Annotated in this window: 18 protein-coding genes and 1 pseudogene; 7 read left to right on the top strand and 12 right to left on the bottom strand. The window is 41.0% G+C overall.

Annotated elements, in window-relative coordinates:
- Window positions 1-155: 155 nt before the first annotated feature.
- From V7K79_RS16925 to V7K79_RS16905, 5 genes are all read right to left on the bottom strand, one after another.
- Complete coding sequence (locus tag V7K79_RS16925) at window positions 156-293, bottom strand: DUF6887 family protein (protein WP_335049165.1); 138 nt, start codon at window positions 291-293, stop codon at window positions 156-158.
- A complete protein-coding gene (locus V7K79_RS16920) occupies window positions 294-914 on the bottom strand; it encodes a hypothetical protein (RefSeq protein ID WP_335049164.1) in 621 nt (206 codons plus the stop codon).
- 40 nt (window positions 915-954) lie between these two features.
- Window positions 955-1,110, bottom strand: coding sequence for a hypothetical protein (locus tag V7K79_RS16915; protein WP_335049163.1), 156 nt, complete (start codon window positions 1,108-1,110; stop codon window positions 955-957).
- Between the two features lie 321 nt (window positions 1,111-1,431).
- The gene (locus tag V7K79_RS16910) at window positions 1,432-1,779 is read right to left on the bottom strand and encodes a cupin domain-containing protein (RefSeq protein WP_335049162.1); all 348 of its coding nucleotides are present in this window, start codon (window positions 1,777-1,779) and stop codon (window positions 1,432-1,434) included.
- Window positions 1,776-4,691 (bottom strand): glycerol-3-phosphate acyltransferase, encoded by a 2,916-nt coding sequence (locus V7K79_RS16905; protein ID WP_335049161.1) that lies wholly within the window; start codon window positions 4,689-4,691, stop codon window positions 1,776-1,778. Before V7K79_RS16905 ends, V7K79_RS16910 begins: the two co-directional genes overlap by 4 nt.
- Before the next feature lie 517 nt (window positions 4,692-5,208).
- Between V7K79_RS16905 and V7K79_RS16900 the strand changes: the two genes are divergently transcribed.
- Entirely contained in the window at window positions 5,209-6,174 is a 966-nt protein-coding gene (locus V7K79_RS16900; protein WP_335049160.1) for an SGNH/GDSL hydrolase family protein, read from the top strand.
- A gap of 10 nt (window positions 6,175-6,184) precedes the next feature.
- Here the strand turns inward: V7K79_RS16900 and V7K79_RS16895 are convergent, their stop codons facing one another.
- Window positions 6,185-7,078: a lysophospholipid acyltransferase family protein gene (locus V7K79_RS16895; protein WP_335049159.1), complete on the bottom strand. Its 894-nt coding sequence runs from the start codon at window positions 7,076-7,078 to the stop codon at window positions 6,185-6,187.
- A gap of 484 nt (window positions 7,079-7,562) precedes the next feature.
- On the opposite strand from V7K79_RS16895, the gene V7K79_RS16890 reads away from it, so the two are divergent.
- On the top strand, window positions 7,563-8,243 hold the full coding sequence (locus V7K79_RS16890; protein ID WP_335049158.1) for a glutathione S-transferase family protein: 681 nt from the start codon (window positions 7,563-7,565) through the stop codon (window positions 8,241-8,243).
- 199 nt (window positions 8,244-8,442) lie between these two features.
- A complete protein-coding gene (locus tag V7K79_RS16885; RefSeq protein ID WP_335049157.1) occupies window positions 8,443-9,318 on the top strand; it encodes a CmcJ/NvfI family oxidoreductase in 876 nt (291 codons plus the stop codon).
- A 288-nt stretch (window positions 9,319-9,606) separates the two neighbouring features.
- Here the strand turns inward: V7K79_RS16885 and V7K79_RS16880 are convergent, their stop codons facing one another.
- The 3 genes from V7K79_RS16880 to V7K79_RS16870 all read right to left on the bottom strand — a co-directional run bounded on the left by V7K79_RS16880 (window position 9,607) and on the right by V7K79_RS16870 (window position 11,748).
- Window positions 9,607-10,230, bottom strand: coding sequence for a class I SAM-dependent methyltransferase (locus tag V7K79_RS16880; RefSeq protein ID WP_335049156.1), 624 nt, complete (start codon window positions 10,228-10,230; stop codon window positions 9,607-9,609).
- Window positions 10,231-10,277: 47 nt separating this feature from the next.
- The gene (locus V7K79_RS16875; protein ID WP_335049155.1) at window positions 10,278-10,772 is read right to left on the bottom strand and encodes an anthrone oxygenase family protein; all 495 of its coding nucleotides are present in this window, start codon (window positions 10,770-10,772) and stop codon (window positions 10,278-10,280) included.
- Window positions 10,773-11,316: 544 nt separating this feature from the next.
- On the bottom strand, window positions 11,317-11,748 hold the full coding sequence (locus tag V7K79_RS16870) for a nucleoside deaminase (protein WP_335049154.1): 432 nt from the start codon (window positions 11,746-11,748) through the stop codon (window positions 11,317-11,319).
- Between the two features lie 16 nt (window positions 11,749-11,764).
- On the opposite strand from V7K79_RS16870, the pseudogene V7K79_RS16865 reads away from it, so the two are divergent.
- Window positions 11,765-11,965 (top strand): annotated as a pseudogene (locus V7K79_RS16865) (nucleoside hydrolase); the annotation flags it as partial.
- A 5-nt stretch (window positions 11,966-11,970) separates the two neighbouring features.
- The gene (locus tag V7K79_RS16860) at window positions 11,971-12,108 is read left to right on the top strand and encodes a hypothetical protein (RefSeq protein WP_335049153.1); all 138 of its coding nucleotides are present in this window, start codon (window positions 11,971-11,973) and stop codon (window positions 12,106-12,108) included.
- A 9-nt stretch (window positions 12,109-12,117) separates the two neighbouring features.
- Here V7K79_RS16860 and V7K79_RS16855 read toward each other — a convergent pair whose 3' ends face one another.
- The 3 genes from V7K79_RS16855 to V7K79_RS16845 all read right to left on the bottom strand — a co-directional run bounded on the left by V7K79_RS16855 (window position 12,118) and on the right by V7K79_RS16845 (window position 13,617).
- Window positions 12,118-12,453, bottom strand: a complete 336-nt coding sequence (locus V7K79_RS16855; protein WP_094351362.1) for a hypothetical protein — start codon at window positions 12,451-12,453, stop codon at window positions 12,118-12,120.
- A gap of 8 nt (window positions 12,454-12,461) precedes the next feature.
- Window positions 12,462-12,845 carry a hypothetical protein gene (locus V7K79_RS16850; RefSeq protein WP_335049152.1) on the bottom strand — a complete coding sequence of 128 codons (384 nt, stop codon included), beginning with the start codon at window positions 12,843-12,845 and terminating at the stop codon, window positions 12,462-12,464.
- Window positions 12,846-13,065: 220 nt separating this feature from the next.
- Window positions 13,066-13,617, bottom strand: coding sequence for an NUDIX hydrolase (locus tag V7K79_RS16845; RefSeq protein ID WP_335049151.1), 552 nt, complete (start codon window positions 13,615-13,617; stop codon window positions 13,066-13,068).
- A 131-nt stretch (window positions 13,618-13,748) separates the two neighbouring features.
- Here V7K79_RS16845 and V7K79_RS16840 point away from each other — a divergent pair, with 131 nt between their 5' ends.
- Together V7K79_RS16840 and V7K79_RS16835 are read left to right on the top strand one after the other, a co-directional pair.
- The gene (locus tag V7K79_RS16840; RefSeq protein ID WP_335049150.1) at window positions 13,749-14,801 is read left to right on the top strand and encodes a dipeptide epimerase; all 1,053 of its coding nucleotides are present in this window, start codon (window positions 13,749-13,751) and stop codon (window positions 14,799-14,801) included.
- A complete protein-coding gene (locus V7K79_RS16835; RefSeq protein WP_335049149.1) occupies window positions 14,785-15,840 on the top strand; it encodes a DUF1611 domain-containing protein in 1,056 nt (351 codons plus the stop codon). The genes V7K79_RS16840 and V7K79_RS16835 overlap by 17 nt, the downstream gene beginning before the upstream one ends.
- The last annotated feature ends 209 nt before the right edge of the window (window positions 15,841-16,049 follow it).

Raw genomic sequence — 16,049 nt, 5'->3', positions numbered from 1 at the left:
AATTAAGACCAAAAGATTGTTACATAAATCTGAGAGAAAGAATTAATTGGACACTATTGCCATGATTTATATCAAATATGATCGCATCTGAATCATAAAATACAATTCTCCACTGCGATCGCTACAGTGAGTTAAAGGGATATACGATTTTTTGCTTAAGCTTGGTTGCGTCTTTGTTCTAGATGTTGTTGATGCAACTCTGGGAAGTTTTCTAAGTCTTCTATTGTTTGTGGTGCTGGAAATACTTTGTTATTGGGAGATTGGAATCTATCAACGTAAATTTGTAGGGTCACTTAATTTTTCAATAACCTTACTAAAATTCTCATCAACGGCTCGATATCTTCAACAACTCTATAGCTATTAATCCCTAGAGTAAAATGTTTATTTACTCTATCTAGCAAGGCAAATTGCCACAAGCTTCCTGTACTGACACAACCAGTTAATATAGGTTGTTCTGCAACAGTTGGGGAATCATCCCACAAATCCAGTGCAACCATTTCGGCTACTAATTGAGTGAAGCCTCTGCTTAAATCAGCTTGTTTTGCTTCTATGACTAATAGTTGATTTGGTTGAGTAGTTCTAATTAAATAATCTAGTGTACCTTGAAGTTGATTATTCACTCTCAAGCTAAATTCTATTCTTAGTTTTGCTTTCGTGTAATGAATCAACTCTAGTACTATTCTAGAAATTATTACTTCTCTTCTAGCCAACTCGGTACTTAGTTCTACATAAGGAAGCGCTTCTTCTATCCTCTCTTTCAATTCGAGCAATCTATCCAATTCGTCCAAGTATTGTGGCAATTGAAATACTTTATATTCTAATGAATAACCAAAGGCTTGGGCTAAGTCTTCAGAATAGTAACCGCTTTCAAAATATTTGCTAAAGGTGTATGTCTGAGTTGGATCTAGCTTCATGAGATTTAAAATTATTTGTTCTTGTGTGGGGATATTTTAATTAGTCTTCATTCTCACAATTATTCATCAACTCGCGTAGGCAACGTATGTTTTCTGGTTTTACCGTTAAGAGCGTGGGTTCAGTGGTGCTGTTCTCTAGCAGTTGCCGCAAGTCATTCTCAGCGTTCTTTTTGGCGATAATTACGGCTGCAAACACGTTTTTTAAAGCAATACCATTTTTTAGATTACGGGTAATTGCTAATGCGGCATAGAGTATGACATCCGCTAACTACTCTCCCACAGTTTTCTCCTTCACCCTTATGGGCAAGTTTGAGACATTGAAAGGGGCGAAGATATGATTTTATCGTGCAAAATTTTGATTGCTCTACCATGATTTATGGGCAAGTTAGTAAATAAACAAAATGTAGCAACTTCTGCCTTCACGTTTCGGTGTTTCACACAGCCTGTAGCAACATCAGCAAATTTTTGTAGGGGCATAACATTGTTATGCCCTCACTGTATCTTGTATTCAAAATAATTACGCTGGTTTTTCGACTCGCAAACCAAAGTATGTTAAAACAAGTTCGCTTGAGCCACTATTGACAACTTCGTGTACTTCTCCCGGTTCGATAGCAACGCAATTTCCTGGAAGTAAGGGGTATTCTGTACCATCAATATGAATTACTCCCGAACCAGCTTCTACAAAGAATACCTCGCACATATCTTGATGCGCGTGTGCTGCTGCGGTTTGTCCAGGAGCAAAACGTGCTTGAGAAAAGTTAGTTAGGTGAGGTAAATCGCCGAAACGTAACATCACCTTTTTCTTGATTTCGGCATTGTGAGAAACCGATTCTTCAGGCAAGTTTTTCAGGGAAGTGGTAATCATTCGGGTCTTAAATCGTTAGATAGTTCCACAATACCCCTAGACCCATCAATCCTAACTCGTTGACCATCTTGCAAGAGCCATGTAGCACCTCGAACATCCATCACTGCGGGAATTCCATACTCACGAGCAACGATCGCACCGTGAGAAAGCCTTCCACCAGCTTCAGCAATTAATCCTCCAGCCTTTAACAACAAAGGGGCCCAGCCGGAATCTGTATAAGGTACTACCAGAATCGTATCCCGATTAATATCTGGCACGTTTTGTAAATTTCGCAACACTTTCACTCTACCTTCGGCTTGCCCCTGACTGGCTCCAATACCTTGTAAAATTTGATCAGAGTAGAGTTCAGAGGGAGCTAAAGGGTGAGGAGGTGTATTGCCGTAGACTAAAACAGGTATTTGAATAATCTCACTATCTTGGAGGAATTGCGATCGCCTAAATTCTACTAACTCATCTAACTGCTCTATTAAGCTAGAATCTTCATCCCCAATTAGACGCCGCACTTCATCAAAATTGAGAAAAAAGATATCGCCTGTTTGCCTAAGTAAACCAGACTTTAACCAAATGTTCTCTAAAGCGATAAAACTCCAACGCAATTCAGCTAAAAGCCGGGAATAAACTTCGGTGACTCGTCCTTTGATATCCACACGCCGTTGCACAAAAGAGCGTTTGCGCTTACTGGCAAAAATACTATTAATCGCGTCTTTAGCACCTGCTTGTGGTTCGTTCCCCTGCATTAGCTGCACAAACATCTGCTTAATCATCTGGGGATTTTCCCGCCAAGTGGAAACGGAGATATCGGTTCCCACCTCACTTAAGTAGCCGTAATCTTGAAGCAATTCGTTAAATTCTTGGAGGATCTTCTCTCCTTCGGGGGTTTGCTTTAATTGCTCAAATACTTGCTGTGGCTCAAACTCAACCAATACCTGTTTGGCATCTGTAGCGATTGTACTGAGCGATCGCAATGCTGCTACCTCTGGGGTGACGCTATGATCGATTTGTCCATCTTTTACCCGAAAAATCGCCTGTCTCAGGGCAGCACTCAAGGGAGCTAAAATGCTGTAATACGTTCCATAACGCAGCAACTCCAGAATAAGATCAATTCTTGCCAACAAGTTTAGTGCTGACAAGCTATCTATATCTTCCTGCGCCAACTGCGACAACCCAGGAATGAACCGTTTGTGATAATCCTGCTTGAAGTCCTTTTCTAAATTTAATTCCCGCTTCAACAACTTCCCTAGTCCTGGTAAATTTTTCCAAGTTGACTGCAAGGAGGGTTTACTTAATTTAGCTCCTCTAGTTAAAAATTCCAGACTTTCTGGCGGTAATCCCATGCGGATAAAAATATCTCCTAACAGGGAAGCATTAAAGTAAGCTCTGGAATAATGTAGAGTTGCTGTTTCGGTGAAATCTAACCCCAAGGCGCGATTGCCTAAAACTAAAGTAAAAAATTCTCCCCAAACTCCACAAGTTAAGGGACGATTAATTGACCATGTTAAAGGGTGAATTACTCCGGGAATTACTTCAGCAGCGATTTTGCGTGTCCAGATGGGTAATAGAGTAGTAATCGGTCGAGATTGCAATACCCAAAGCGTTTGACCATCATAACTCCACTCGATATCTTGAGGAGTGCCATGATAACGTTTTTCGAGCCGGTAAGTAAGGTAAGCAACTTGTTTGATTAATGACTGTGCTATTCGTCCTTGACCTTCTAATTGTACAGAGTAAGAATTTTCTGTTTCAACGACGAAAGCGCGATATTGTTCTGGTGTAACTTTTCCCGAGACGACTTGTGTCGGGCTGCCTGGAAGGGCTTCAATGATAATTGCATCACCTTGTTGGGTAATGGGATCGCGACTGAAAGCGACGCCAGAATATACACTCTGGACTTGTTGTTGAATTAACACAGCCATTGCTGTATCATTTAAACCGCGATCGCGCCGATATTGGACAGCATAAGGATGATTGTAGGAAGCTTGAACTTGAGCGATCGCTGACTGTAATGCCTGTGGACTAGTAACATTGAGAACTGTTTCATACTGTCCAGCAGCAGAAGCGTGTTCTGAATCTTCTCCAATAGCAGAGGAACGCACCACCAACGGGGATAATTCTGATGGCTGGAGAAATTCTGTCAACCCTTCAGGATCGTCGATGGGGGCTAGTACCCATCCCTTCGGCACTGGATAGCCCCAACGCTTAATTTGAGATAATGTCGCCGCCTTTTCTCCGACTATAGCAGCATTCAACTCCTCATCTAGAGAAACCATTGTGCGTTGGCGTAGCCCGTCGTAGACATCGCTGCGTAGAAATTCCAACATCGCTTGCGATTCTGTTTGTGCCCCTTGGGCTGGCAGTTTCATATCATCAGGAATTTTGGTATAAATCCAGCCCATTAAACCTGCTAAGGCCACAGCAGCAAATATTCTCGGAATATCGCTCAGGTGCAGAAGTGCCACAAACAAAGGAAAAAGCAGCAAAACCCCAAATTTGACTACCTTTCTTGATTGCAGAATTGTCAAGCTAATACCTGCAAAGAAAGATACGAATACTGCTACTAGGGGATCGTGTACAACGAATCCCCAGACAACATTTGTCGTACCTGCTCCTCTGCCTATCCAGTATCTACCGATTACCAGAGCGATCAGGGCAATCAATTCCCAAAACGATCCTTCTGGGAAGAAAATGCGGGTGATTAAGACTGCCGCAATTCCTTTAAAAGCTTCTGACAAGACTGCCAGAATTCCGACAATTTTACCGCCATGATAAAAGGCAGCTGATACACTAATGTTTCCTGTACCAACTTGTGATAACCGCTTCCCCTTCAGGGCGTAAGTTATCCATGAAATCAGGGGTAATCCGCCCAAAAGGGGGCAGATAATTAAAATAACAAAAATACCCCAAGGTTCAAACATTCTGGAATTTGGATTTTAGATTTAAATTTTCCATCTAAAACCTCAAATCTAAAATCTAAAGTTTTGCTGAAATTTTTGATGGTTATAAAAGGGCTTTTATTTAGTTAGTTGCTAAATGGACACTTGGCTAAGACGGAAACCGTTTAAGACAAGTGTCCTTCTAGAGTACTAATGGTTTTAGTTTAGCGCATAGGCAGCTTGTAGCGCCCAGATGACGAGAGCAGCGATTGATCCCAGAAGCAACACGGTAGAGATAGTGACTACTTTTGGGGAATCTGCTCCCTTAAACTTCATAATTCCGCGATTTAAGTCGGACACAGCTTTGTAATCCTCTCTTTTAAGGGCATGAAATATTTGTCCGTTTTGATTGTAGTCTTTCTCTTTGGAGATGATGTTAAATTCACTTTAAAAATATAGAAGTCAGGAGCAGGAAGTCTTTCTCCTCTGCCCCTCTGCCTCTTATGCCCAATCCCCTACTATTATTGAAAAGCAACTCAGTATAAGAGGGTGTAAGTAGGTGAAAATAGCACTGAGCGTAATTTTGGCGGTGGTTGTGGGATTGTTTTTGGTAATCGAGATCGGATTGCGATCGCTATTTGGTTTTGGTAATCCCCTGATTTATATTGGCGATGAGCAAATTGGTTATTTGTTGGCTCCTAACCAACGTACCCGTCGTTTTGGTAATCGTATTGAAATTAATGAATATTCTATGCGAGGTAGTCCGATAAAAAAGCTACCTGCACCTACTGGGCTGCGAATTCTCCTTTTAGGTGATTCTATTGCTAATGGTGGCTGGTGGACAGATCAGACTAATACAATATCTAGTTTGATGATGCGTTCTCTACCATTATCTACTAATAGTAATTATCAGGAAGTCGAAGTGCTAAATGCTTCAGCTAACTCTTGGGGGCCAAGGAATGAATTAGCTTATTTAGAAAAGTTTGGTACTTTTAACGCGCAAGCAGTGGTGTTAATAATTAATACCGATGATTTGTTTGCAACTCCTCCTACTTCTTTACCAGTAGGACGCGATCGCAATTATCCCGATCGTAAACCTCCCTTGGCATTAGTGGAAGTGTGGCAGCGTTATATCGTTAAGCAAAAGTTAATTCCGGAACTCCAAGCCGTGCAAAATGAACCAGGCGATCGCGTGGGGATTAATTTGGAAGCGATCGCTAAAATTCAAGTTTTGACTCGCCAATCCAACAGCAAATTTCTGCTGGTGATGACTCCTTTGCTACGAGAAATTGGCGAACCAGGCCCCCGCGATTATGAAATAAAAGCACGTCAGCGCTTGAGTGATTTTACCAAAGCACAGCAAATTTACTATATAGATTTTTTACCGAGTTTCAATTCAACTACCAACCCGCAAGGTTTGTTTCACGACCACATTCACCTCAACTTGCAAGGTAATAAATTTGTCAGTGAAGTTATGGAGCGATCGCTTTTGGAAATACTCAAAGAAGCATCACTTCGTCACTAATATTCATGTTTTAGCTAGATTTTTGAGTATCTCTAACCAAATTATTTAATTCTTCCTGCATTTGACTTTGAACTATTTGATAACAAGCATTCACATAGTTACGATCTCTAGCTGCATCTTGACCATATCTTTCAAAAGTAATTGGCTGACAAACACGAGTGTGAATTTGCACAGGTAGAGGAATATTTGGCAGAGGCCCAATAGACAAGCCCCAAGGCAAACCTAAGTAAATTGGGAAAACACCAGGATCTATTTGATATAACCACGGCAATCCCCACTGATGCAATTGTTTGACTAAATCATAGCAATCACACAAGACTATCAAGCTATCGTGAGCGCCTACGGAGATTACAGGAATGATCGGAACTTCTTGTTTTAAAGCCAGTTTGACAAAGCCCTGATGACCAGCAAAATGAATTTTATGGCGTTGGCTATGAGGACGAAACATATCATATTGTCCTCCAGGATATACCAGAACGCTAGCACCTCGCTCAAAAGCCGCACTAGCCATTTTGGGATGTGCAAGAATTGCTCCAACTTTCTGGGCTAATCCTGCTATTGCTGGACTTACTTTCCAAGCGTAAGGGTGCATTAGACCATACACCAAACGCTCAGTTCCAAATCTAGAAAACCAATCGTACATCATCATGATTAAATCTGGAGAAGCCATGCCCCCATTATGAGAGCCAACCAGTAGTACTTTCCCTGTTGTTGGTATATGATGCCATCCATCAGTTTTTACTTGAAAGTAATAACGGTAAAACCATTCCCATACAGGCATCAGTAATTCAATAAACTGAGTATCTCGCTGTATTAATGAATGATGAATCTTTTTCGAGAATTCTGATGTTAAGCAATTGTCAGCGCTGACAGAAATTTTCTCTACCTGTTTTGGAAATTCCATAATTAGTCGCTCATCTTCCATCACTAGTCTATTTTGACCGCTAGATAATACTGTTACTGATTATTCAATAACAGTTGTTCTTTTTTTTTGGTCTATCATCGGTCGGATAAAACCTTACCGTGCAAAATGGACGGCGTGAGGATTAGGGAGTGAGGAAAAGTAGGTATACATATTTCCGAAAAACTGTATATTTTATAAAATACTGTAAATCGACCGATAAACTGTTGTATGCTATATATGCAGCATCGATACCTGGCAGTCAAATTAATTACTTAATCGCAAGAATCAACACAGTTCGTTTCTGTATTAAGTAAGTTGGCACAATAAAACTAAACTGCGTGAAGAAAAGTAAACAGGTTTTAAACCTTTTTTCCGTTTGTTAGAAAGCCCCCCGCTTTATGCCAACCGACCTATTTATTGCTTTGGTTTGAATTGTGTAATCTCAAATACTCTGTGTTCACAATAATTACAAGGAAAGGATTTCATGAGCAACATACAACTGTACTTTGCCAAAGCGTCTACCTTTTCTCAACGCACCCGTGTAGTCTTACTGGAAAAAGGCATTGACTTCACGCCGATAGAAATTGACTTACAGAATAAACCAGATGGGTATACGCAGATTTCAGGCTATGGCAAAGTCCCAGCTATCAAATATGGGGATATTGAAATCTACGAGTCTGCGATTATCAATGAGTATTTAGATGAAGTTTTTCCAGAACCACCTCTATTACCCCACGATCCTGCAAAGAAAGCGATCGCCCGAATTTGGATAGACTACGCCAATACTCGCTTTGTACCTGCATTTAACAAATTGCTCCGGGGTAAAGATACTCAAGAACAAGAACAAGGACGAAAAGAGTTCACAGAAGCACTCTTGTATCTTGAACAACAAGGATTAGGCAAACTGTCTAATGGTCATTACTGGTTAGGAGATCAGTTTAGCCTTGTTGATATCAGCTTCTATCCCTGGTTTGAACGTTTACCACTTTTAGAACACTTCCGCAAATTCACACTACCAGCAGAAACACCTGGTTTACAGGCATGGTGGAATTTGGTGAGCGATCGCGAGTCGATTCAAGCAGTAGCAAATCCTGTGGATTTTTATTTGCAAAGATTCGCCAAAATTCTCGGTGAACCTGTTCCCGTTGGGGCAGCTTCAAAATAGGGAATAATCACTAACTCTTGAGTATTGATCGAATAGTACTAAGTTAAGATACAACCCTTGCTCTGACTGCTTAAGAGCCTCTGAGAATACATTCTTAATCTTAAGACTGGGAACGAGACAACACAAACCTTTGAGCTTTTCTTAGTGCTATTCAATATTGACCATTAACAATTAACCAAAATTCCAAATGGGATAACCTATGAGCTTAAATAACCAAGTTATAGACAGACCGATTTCTCAAGAACTGCCATACGTAGAAGCTAACCTGACTTACCTAACCCCGATGGCAGAAAAACTTGTCAACTATACTTATAAACCCCCATTAGGGATTCACCGCACCAATGGAACTTATCAGACGTACAAACTGCCAATTTATAATGCTCGTTCGATTTCAGAAAATATCTCGTTAGATAGAGAAGGATTTGCCTTTACTGAACATTACAGCAATGTCCGCAACTTTTACGATGAAGACGAAATACGCCGCACCTACTACCCAGAAGCCGAGCAATTATTAAAAGAGGTGACAGGTGCAACTAAAGTAGTGATATTCGATTACACCCTTCGTAACGCTGGTCAGTCAAAGCTAGGTGAGAATAATATTAAAGAACCTGTTAAGCGTGTACACAACGACTTCACCGCCAAATCAGGCTATACTCGCGTCCATTTGGAATTAGCAGCACAGGGCATAGATAATGATGAAATTGATACACTCTTGCAACAAAGATTTGCTATTATCAACGTTTGGCGAGCGATCGCCCAACCAATCCAAGAGTCACCATTAGCAGTGTGTGATGCTCAAAGTATCGTATCAACAGACCTTATAGCAGGCGATCTTGTGTACCGCGATCGTGTTGGTGAAACCTACGCAGTTACATATAATCCCGAACATAAATGGTTCTACTTCCCGCAAATGCAAAGGGATGAGGCACTATTTATCAAGTGTTTCGACTCCGCAGAAGACGCACATGCACGTTTTGCAGCCCATACAGCCTTTGAAGATCCCACCAGCCTAGCAGACGCGCCTCCACGAGAAAGCATCGAACTACGGACATTCGTTTTTTACCCAACGCCTTAATTCTTTGTAGGATAAGTAGTGCGTTAAGCAAAACGCTTAACGCACCCTAGAAATTGGAGTCTGCATTCCTGATAATCATGAAAACAAACTATTGCAGAAACTACGCACTAAAAATATCCAGATTAATCAAAAACTATCAAATTAGGACAAATAATAAACCTGCGCTTGATGCAAGCAGGTTTAAGTTGTGTACAGGTTACTCTGTAGGATTTTGATGTGGAAAACGATACTATTCTTGGTGAGAGCGATCGCATTGCTGCACTAGCTGAAACTGAGCTAAAATTTTCTTCACTTTCTAAATAAGATTGATACAAGTCTTGGTGGTTTATTTTGATCTTGTTCGTGCCACCACTCTTGGAAGTCCTCAAGTAGGAAGCCATACTTTTTTGCTGTGTTAAAAAAGTCTGATAGATGATGCACAAATGCAGGAATTTCAATAAACTCTTCGTGTCTTTTAAAATTAGCTTTTGTTCCTTGATATTGTCTGAATGGATGAAGCTCACAGATAAAAAAGTAACCTCCTTTGACTAAGACACGAGATGCTTCTGAAAATATCAAGCTGAGGTCTTCGATGTGTTCTAAAACAAGATTACAAGTAACTAAATCGGCAGATTCATTATGATAAGTCCATTGCTTAGTAATGTCTTCTGTAACAAACACCACATTAGCTGACCTCACTTTCTCTTTCGCCTTTTCGATCATCTGTGCTGAAAAATCAATCGCATAAACTTCCAGAGCAATTTGTGAAAGTAAAAGCGTATTTTTACCTGTGCCACAGCCAATTTCCACGACTGATTTGCACCTCAAATCCATCAAGGTTTCTCTGGTGACGATTTGATCGAGATCGCGCGTCAGATTTTCGTCAGCATCGTATGTGGTTGACCAATTATTGTATGCTGCTTGAATACTCATATAGCTTCATTTTGCCGAGCAAAGGGTATCATACATATTCATCATTTCTATCTCACTGTGCGATCGCACAGTGCGAGGGTGAGTGCTGCCGCAAGTGCCGCTATTGTCCGAACATGGTTCCAGAACGTCCAATTGGTAAGATATCTAGCCCATAGGTTTGCGCCTTCAGTGCTATCCGGTTTGGCGATCGCTAAGGCATCATTCAACGGTACATTGAATGCGATCGTTACTAGAACAGTGCCAAGAAGATAGAGCAAGCTACCGATAAGCAAATAGGCAGCACCAGGTTGATGCCACTTTAACACTGAGGAAACCGCTAGAAAGATGCAAGCCACAGCCGTTCCAAAGAGTGCCAGCATGAACAATGGATTGATCGCAGTGATATTGATGGATTGCATAGCGATAATGCCCTCTTTTGGCTGGAGTCGTGCAAGGGCATTCATCACAAAAGTCGAGAAGGCAAAGAAGACGCCAGCCACCAGCCCACAGCCCAGTGCTGTGAACAGCGTCAAAGAAAAGCGCAAATTGTCAATAATTACCATTAAAGCCTCTTGTTAATTCTTTTTTTGGCATCACATCACTCTCTCTACTACCTGATTTTTAAATACCTACTTTTGAAGGTGGGAAGTAGGGGAAACATGGGCACAAGGGGGAATGGCACTAAGAAAAGCTATTTGTTGGGGTGAGGCAGGAGGCAGTTCTTGCTGGAGGCAGGAGCTTTAAATCCTTGTGCTGCAAGACTTACAGGTTTTTCTTTTCTTTTCCTTCTGCCTCCTGCCTCCTGCCTCCTGTCTTATCTTCGTGCCATTCGGCACAAGGGGATAATCTATGCCCAAATAACGCCACTAGGACTTACGCATTGACAGAAAAGCCAAAATGGCAGTTATGCTTTTCAAGGTTTTTAGCTAGATTTTTCAACTACCTTTTTGCGCTCGCAACTAACAAAGGATGGTTTGTAAAAGGCTGAAACGACCTATTTATGTTAATACACAGGATGATTCGTTTGTACAGTGCGTAAGTCCTAGCCACTTGGATCAAGCCGGAGAACATATCCAACGCAGTGGCTCCCCAATGCCCAACCAATGACTATTTACCGATATCTTCATTCCAAAGTTCAGAGTTAGTTTCAATAAACTCACTCATCATTTGTTCGCATTCGTCAAGATTAAGATCAATTACTTCCACACCGTGAGATACCATAAATTCTTTAGCACCAGGAAAAGTTCTGGATTCTCCAGCGATGACTTTTTTAATGCCAAATTGTACCACTGCCCCAGCGCACAAATAACATGGCATTAAAGTTGAATAGAGTGTTGTACCTCTGTAGCTGCCAACTCTCCCAGCATTGCGGAGACAATCGATTTCAGCGTGGGTGACAGGATCGGCGTTTTGCACGCGTTTATTATGTCCTCTGCCGAGAATTTTGCCATCCTTGACGAGAACCGAACCAATAGGAATTCCACCTTCTTGTCTGCCTTGTTTTGCTTCTTGAATTGCAGCTTCTATAAACTCATCCATATTAATTCTCCTGTTTATGTCAAAACAACTTGTATTAATGGATCGCGATCGCGGTGTAGATGATTATCTGACAACTATGCTGCTGTTAAGGATGGATCGTATTCAACTCCTTGGTGTTGCAGTCACTCCAGCAGATTGCTACGTTCAATCGGCTGTTATCGCCACACGTAAAATTATAGATTTGATGGGATTTTCTCATATCCTGGTAGTAGAAAGTGAAAAATGAGGTGGCGTGAATACTCAAACTTGCCATTGAAAACTAATGACCAAGCTCACCAAACGCAGACAACTTCTGCAACTCAACTGACCATATTGGGTCATTTTGGTGCAGAGACTTTTTTGGGTGCGGTGATTACTTAACAACGAGGATTATTCATAGCGTGCCTTTTTAGATTTAATCACCTCAATTACATCATCGTGTCTTTGCCCCTCGATAATATCCTTGAGATGAATTTGCCCATTAATATATTGAACGTGGATACGCCAACCTGAGACTTTATCGATATCAGCACGATAAATTGCCTGTTTCACACCTTTTACTTTGTGCAGTCTCGTTTTTGGAAATTTTCTTGTTCTGTGACACTCGTTATCTTCAAGCTCTGCCAAAGCTTCAAGAAAAGCAATCTTTAGCTCGTCATCTGGCAAAATCTTCATAGCTTGATAAATAATGCCGTATTCATCACACAGAGTAAGGGTTTGTGCCATAAACCAACTTACGAAATCTGGGCAGTTTCTTGATTGTGGTGGAGTAATTCTTGATATAAAGACTCTGCGACACTTTTATATGCCTTATCGAGGTCATCGTGTTTGACCACTCGAAAAAGAGTAAAAATAACCTGCCCAAAAATTGGATCTTCGTCAACTGTCAAAATCACCCTTAGTTTCTGCGAAACCCTTAGCGTGTAGAGCGAAGATTCATAGCCATTAATATCTGACGGTAGAGGAAGACGACGCAACTTGCGATAAACGTCAGCATTTTTAGTTGGGAAGAGGCTGGCGCAATCATTAATTTTTTTAACCGTTGCGGCTTTTCCCTCTTCACTCAGCCTTCCAAGATCCTTTTCAAAGCTTCTTGTTGACTCAATTAGAACATCCACGTTACAAACCGCCAATTTGAATTTAGCTACTTGCCCTCTGTCCTTAGCATAGTAACACTTATATACATAAAAATTCTGTACATCATCCTTACGAGGATATTATGTAGAAACTTTATTAATATTATTCTATACTCAAACGTCCAAAAAAAGTTGCTGTAAAAGCTTCAAAATATAATTAATTTCAAGTATTTTTTTAAATAGAATAAAGGTATAATGATTATTAATAATTAATAAAATTTAAACCTAAGAAGAGAGCCGCTACTGTTCCTGCAACAGAAATCTCTCCCTGATTAATTTTATCTAAAACTGATTCCACAGGAATAAGTACAACTTCAATCTCTTCCGTAATATCTAGTTGTTGCTCTCCAATTTTACTCACATTTTCTGCTAAAAATAAATGTATTTGATTGGTATCTTTACTCGGCTTATCGTATAGAGTTGCGATTTTTTTAAATTCTTGGGGAATATAACCAGTCTCTTCTCTTAGTTCTCTAATTGCCGCTACTTCTGCACTCTCTTTTGCAGAATCGAAATTCCCTGCTGGCAGTTCCAAGAAAAATTCACCTACGGCGTGTCTATATTGCCGGACAAAAATAATTTCTCTATTACTAGTGATAGGTAAGACCATCGCAACGTCAGGCTTAATACTGACAAAATAATCATCTATAATTTTTCCATTCGGTAATTCTATTTCATCTTGCCTCACCTGACACCAAGGATTATCTAAAACCATTTTTGATTTTAAAATCTTCCATTTCTTTAAGTTGTTCATAAACTAAGTAACAAATAAAATGTATGTATAAAAACTTTGTAACGAATGTAAAAAAGTATAACAGATACATCCGAGCATTTAAATTTTGAACTTACACTGGCTTTGGCAGTAACATAATATGTAAAATAATTATGCAAATAAATGTAAATTTATTTACAGTAAATAAAAGATTTCCGTTGACTATTAGTCGAGGTACAACGGCACAGACAACGAATGTATGGGTGAGGATTTCACAGGATAATATCGAAGGCTGGGGGGAAGCATCACCTTTTGGTGTAGGTAATCATCGGCAATCAACTGATGCAATCAAAGACGCTCTAGAGCAAGTTGTGCCACTGTTACAAACATTCAGCCCCTTACAACGTCAGGAAATTGAGCAAGTTTTAACACAAAACCAGGTTCCTTCTGCTGCAAGAGCTGCCTTGGATATGGCAATGCACGACTGGTTGGGTAAGCGCGTAGGTTTACCCTTGTGGCAACTTTGGGGACTCGATCGCAATCAAATAGTCCCGACTTCAGTCACAATTGGGATTAATTCACCTGAAGGCGCTAGGGCGAGGGCGCGAGACTGGTTAAAATTTACAGATGTCCGTCTTTTTAAGGTGAAGCTAGGTAGTCCAGATGGCATAGATGCAGATAAAAAAATGCTCTTAGCAGTGCGAGAAGAAGCACCATTACTAGAATTTTTTGTTGATGCCAACGGCGGTTGGAGTTTAGAAGATGCGATCGCAATATGCAATTGGCTGGCTGATTTAGGTATAAAGTATGTAGAACAGCCATTGCCACGGGGAGAAGAAAAAAGTTTAGCAAAACTCAAACAACACTCTCTCCTCCCCATCTTTGTGGATGAAAGTTGTTTCACCAGCGCTGATATTCCCGATTTGGCAAATTACGTAGATGGCATTAATATCAAACTAATGAAATCAGGGGGGCTAACAGAGGCAATGCGAATGGTACATACAGCACGAGCATATCGGTTGCAAGTAATGTTCGGTTGCTATTCTGACAGTTCGCTAGCTAATACAGCAGCATTACAGCTAGCGCCACTAGCTGATTATTTAGATTTAGACAGTCACCTTAACTTAATTGATGACCCTTTTACGGGTGCATTGCTAAAAGAAGGAAGAGTTTTGCCAAACGATTTACCAGGTTTGGGAGTACAACACAGTGCGTCTATCACTTAATCAACGAGTAGCTATCTTGCTGCATGAAGGGACTATTGGGACTCACGGCAAAACAGGGCTAGCAATTTTACGTTACAGTGAAGCCCCAATTGTAGCCGTAATTGATCGCGAGTGTGCTGGCAAATCCCTACAAGAATTAACAGGTATCAAGCGTGATGTGCCGATTGTGGCATCGCTAGCCGCAACCCTGGAGTATCAGCCGGAAGTTTTGGTAATTGGCATTGCCCCAGCAGGTGGTGCTGTACCAGATGATTACTGGCTGGAAATCAAAGACGCTTTAGAAGCGGGAATGTCGCTGGTGAATGGTTTACATACACCAATGGCAAGTATCCCAGAATTAAATGCACTGCTCAAACCAGGGCAACTAATTTGGGATGTGCGAAAAGAGCCGGCTAATATCAGCGTTGCTAGTGGAATGGCACGTACCCTTCCCTGTCGGCGGGTGTTGACAGTGGGAACCGATATGGCAATCGGTAAAATGTCAACTAGTTTAGAGTTACATTGGGCATCAAAACTGCGGGGCTGGCGTTCTAAATTTTTGGCTACAGGACAAACTGGGGTGATGTTAGAAGGAGACGGGGTAGCTTTAGATGCTGTGCGGGTAGACTTTGCTGCCGGTGCAGTGGAACAAATAGTTATGCGCTATGGCAAAAACTATGACATCTTGCACATTGAAGGACAAGGTTCGCTGCTACACCCTGGTTCAACGGCAACTCTACCCCTAATTCGTGGTTCGCAACCAACCCAACTGATATTAGTACATCGAGCGGGACAAGTTCATGTACGTAATCATCCCCATGTCATAATTCCACCTTTACCAGAGGTAATTCGGCTTTATGAAACTGTTGCGAATGCTGGTGGTGCTTTTGGAAGTGTTTCTGTAGTGGGTATAGCACTGAACACAGCCCATTTAGATGAGTCTGCGGCTCAAGAAAGCATCGCTCAAACAATAGCAGAAACGGGGCTACCTTGCACCGATGTAGTCCGCTTTGATGCCAATGTGCTTTTGGATGCCGTGATGAATAATTACGTGCTGTGAAATACTTTAACCCTTAATAGTTTTGCACAACACCAGAAACAACGTAGCGATCGCTTGGCGGCAAAACTGCGAGAATTAAATATAGATCCAGATACCATTTAAAGTAATTCGTAATTGATAAGGCTCTTGATTTAGACTCCAACAGGTAAAGACCACCAAATCTAAGATTTTGGTGTGGTGTTTCACCAATAATTACGAATTACGAATTA

Origin of the sequence: Nostoc sp., assembly GCF_036917575.1 — a bacterium.
Classification (GTDB): Bacteria; Cyanobacteriota; Cyanobacteriia; order Cyanobacteriales; family Nostocaceae; genus Nostoc.
The sequence above is the reverse complement of the archived record's forward strand: the minus strand, read 5'-3'. Positions and strand labels throughout refer to the sequence as shown.

Coding starts and splice junctions, on each gene's coding strand:
- V7K79_RS16920 (WP_335049164.1), bottom strand. CDS start 914: ATGAAGCTAGATCCAACTCAGACATACACCTTTAGCAAATATTTTGAA.
- V7K79_RS16910 (WP_335049162.1), bottom strand. CDS start 1,779: ATGATTACCACTTCCCTGAAAAACTTGCCTGAAGAATCGGTTTCTCAC.
- V7K79_RS16905 (WP_335049161.1), bottom strand. CDS start 4,691: ATGTTTGAACCTTGGGGTATTTTTGTTATTTTAATTATCTGCCCCCTT.
- V7K79_RS16895 (WP_335049159.1), bottom strand. CDS start 7,078: ATGGAATTTCCAAAACAGGTAGAGAAAATTTCTGTCAGCGCTGACAAT.
- V7K79_RS16890 (WP_335049158.1), top strand. CDS start 7,563: ATGAGCAACATACAACTGTACTTTGCCAAAGCGTCTACCTTTTCTCAA.
- V7K79_RS16885 (WP_335049157.1), top strand. CDS start 8,443: ATGAGCTTAAATAACCAAGTTATAGACAGACCGATTTCTCAAGAACTG.
- V7K79_RS16880 (WP_335049156.1), bottom strand. CDS start 10,230: ATGAGTATTCAAGCAGCATACAATAATTGGTCAACCACATACGATGCT.
- V7K79_RS16875 (WP_335049155.1), bottom strand. CDS start 10,772: ATGGTAATTATTGACAATTTGCGCTTTTCTTTGACGCTGTTCACAGCA.
- V7K79_RS16870 (WP_335049154.1), bottom strand. CDS start 11,748: ATGGATGAGTTTATAGAAGCTGCAATTCAAGAAGCAAAACAAGGCAGA.
- V7K79_RS16860 (WP_335049153.1), top strand. CDS start 11,971: ATGAGGTGGCGTGAATACTCAAACTTGCCATTGAAAACTAATGACCAA.
- V7K79_RS16855 (WP_094351362.1), bottom strand. CDS start 12,453: ATGGCACAAACCCTTACTCTGTGTGATGAATACGGCATTATTTATCAA.
- V7K79_RS16845 (WP_335049151.1), bottom strand. CDS start 13,617: ATGAACAACTTAAAGAAATGGAAGATTTTAAAATCAAAAATGGTTTTA.
- V7K79_RS16840 (WP_335049150.1), top strand. CDS start 13,749: ATGCAAATAAATGTAAATTTATTTACAGTAAATAAAAGATTTCCGTTG.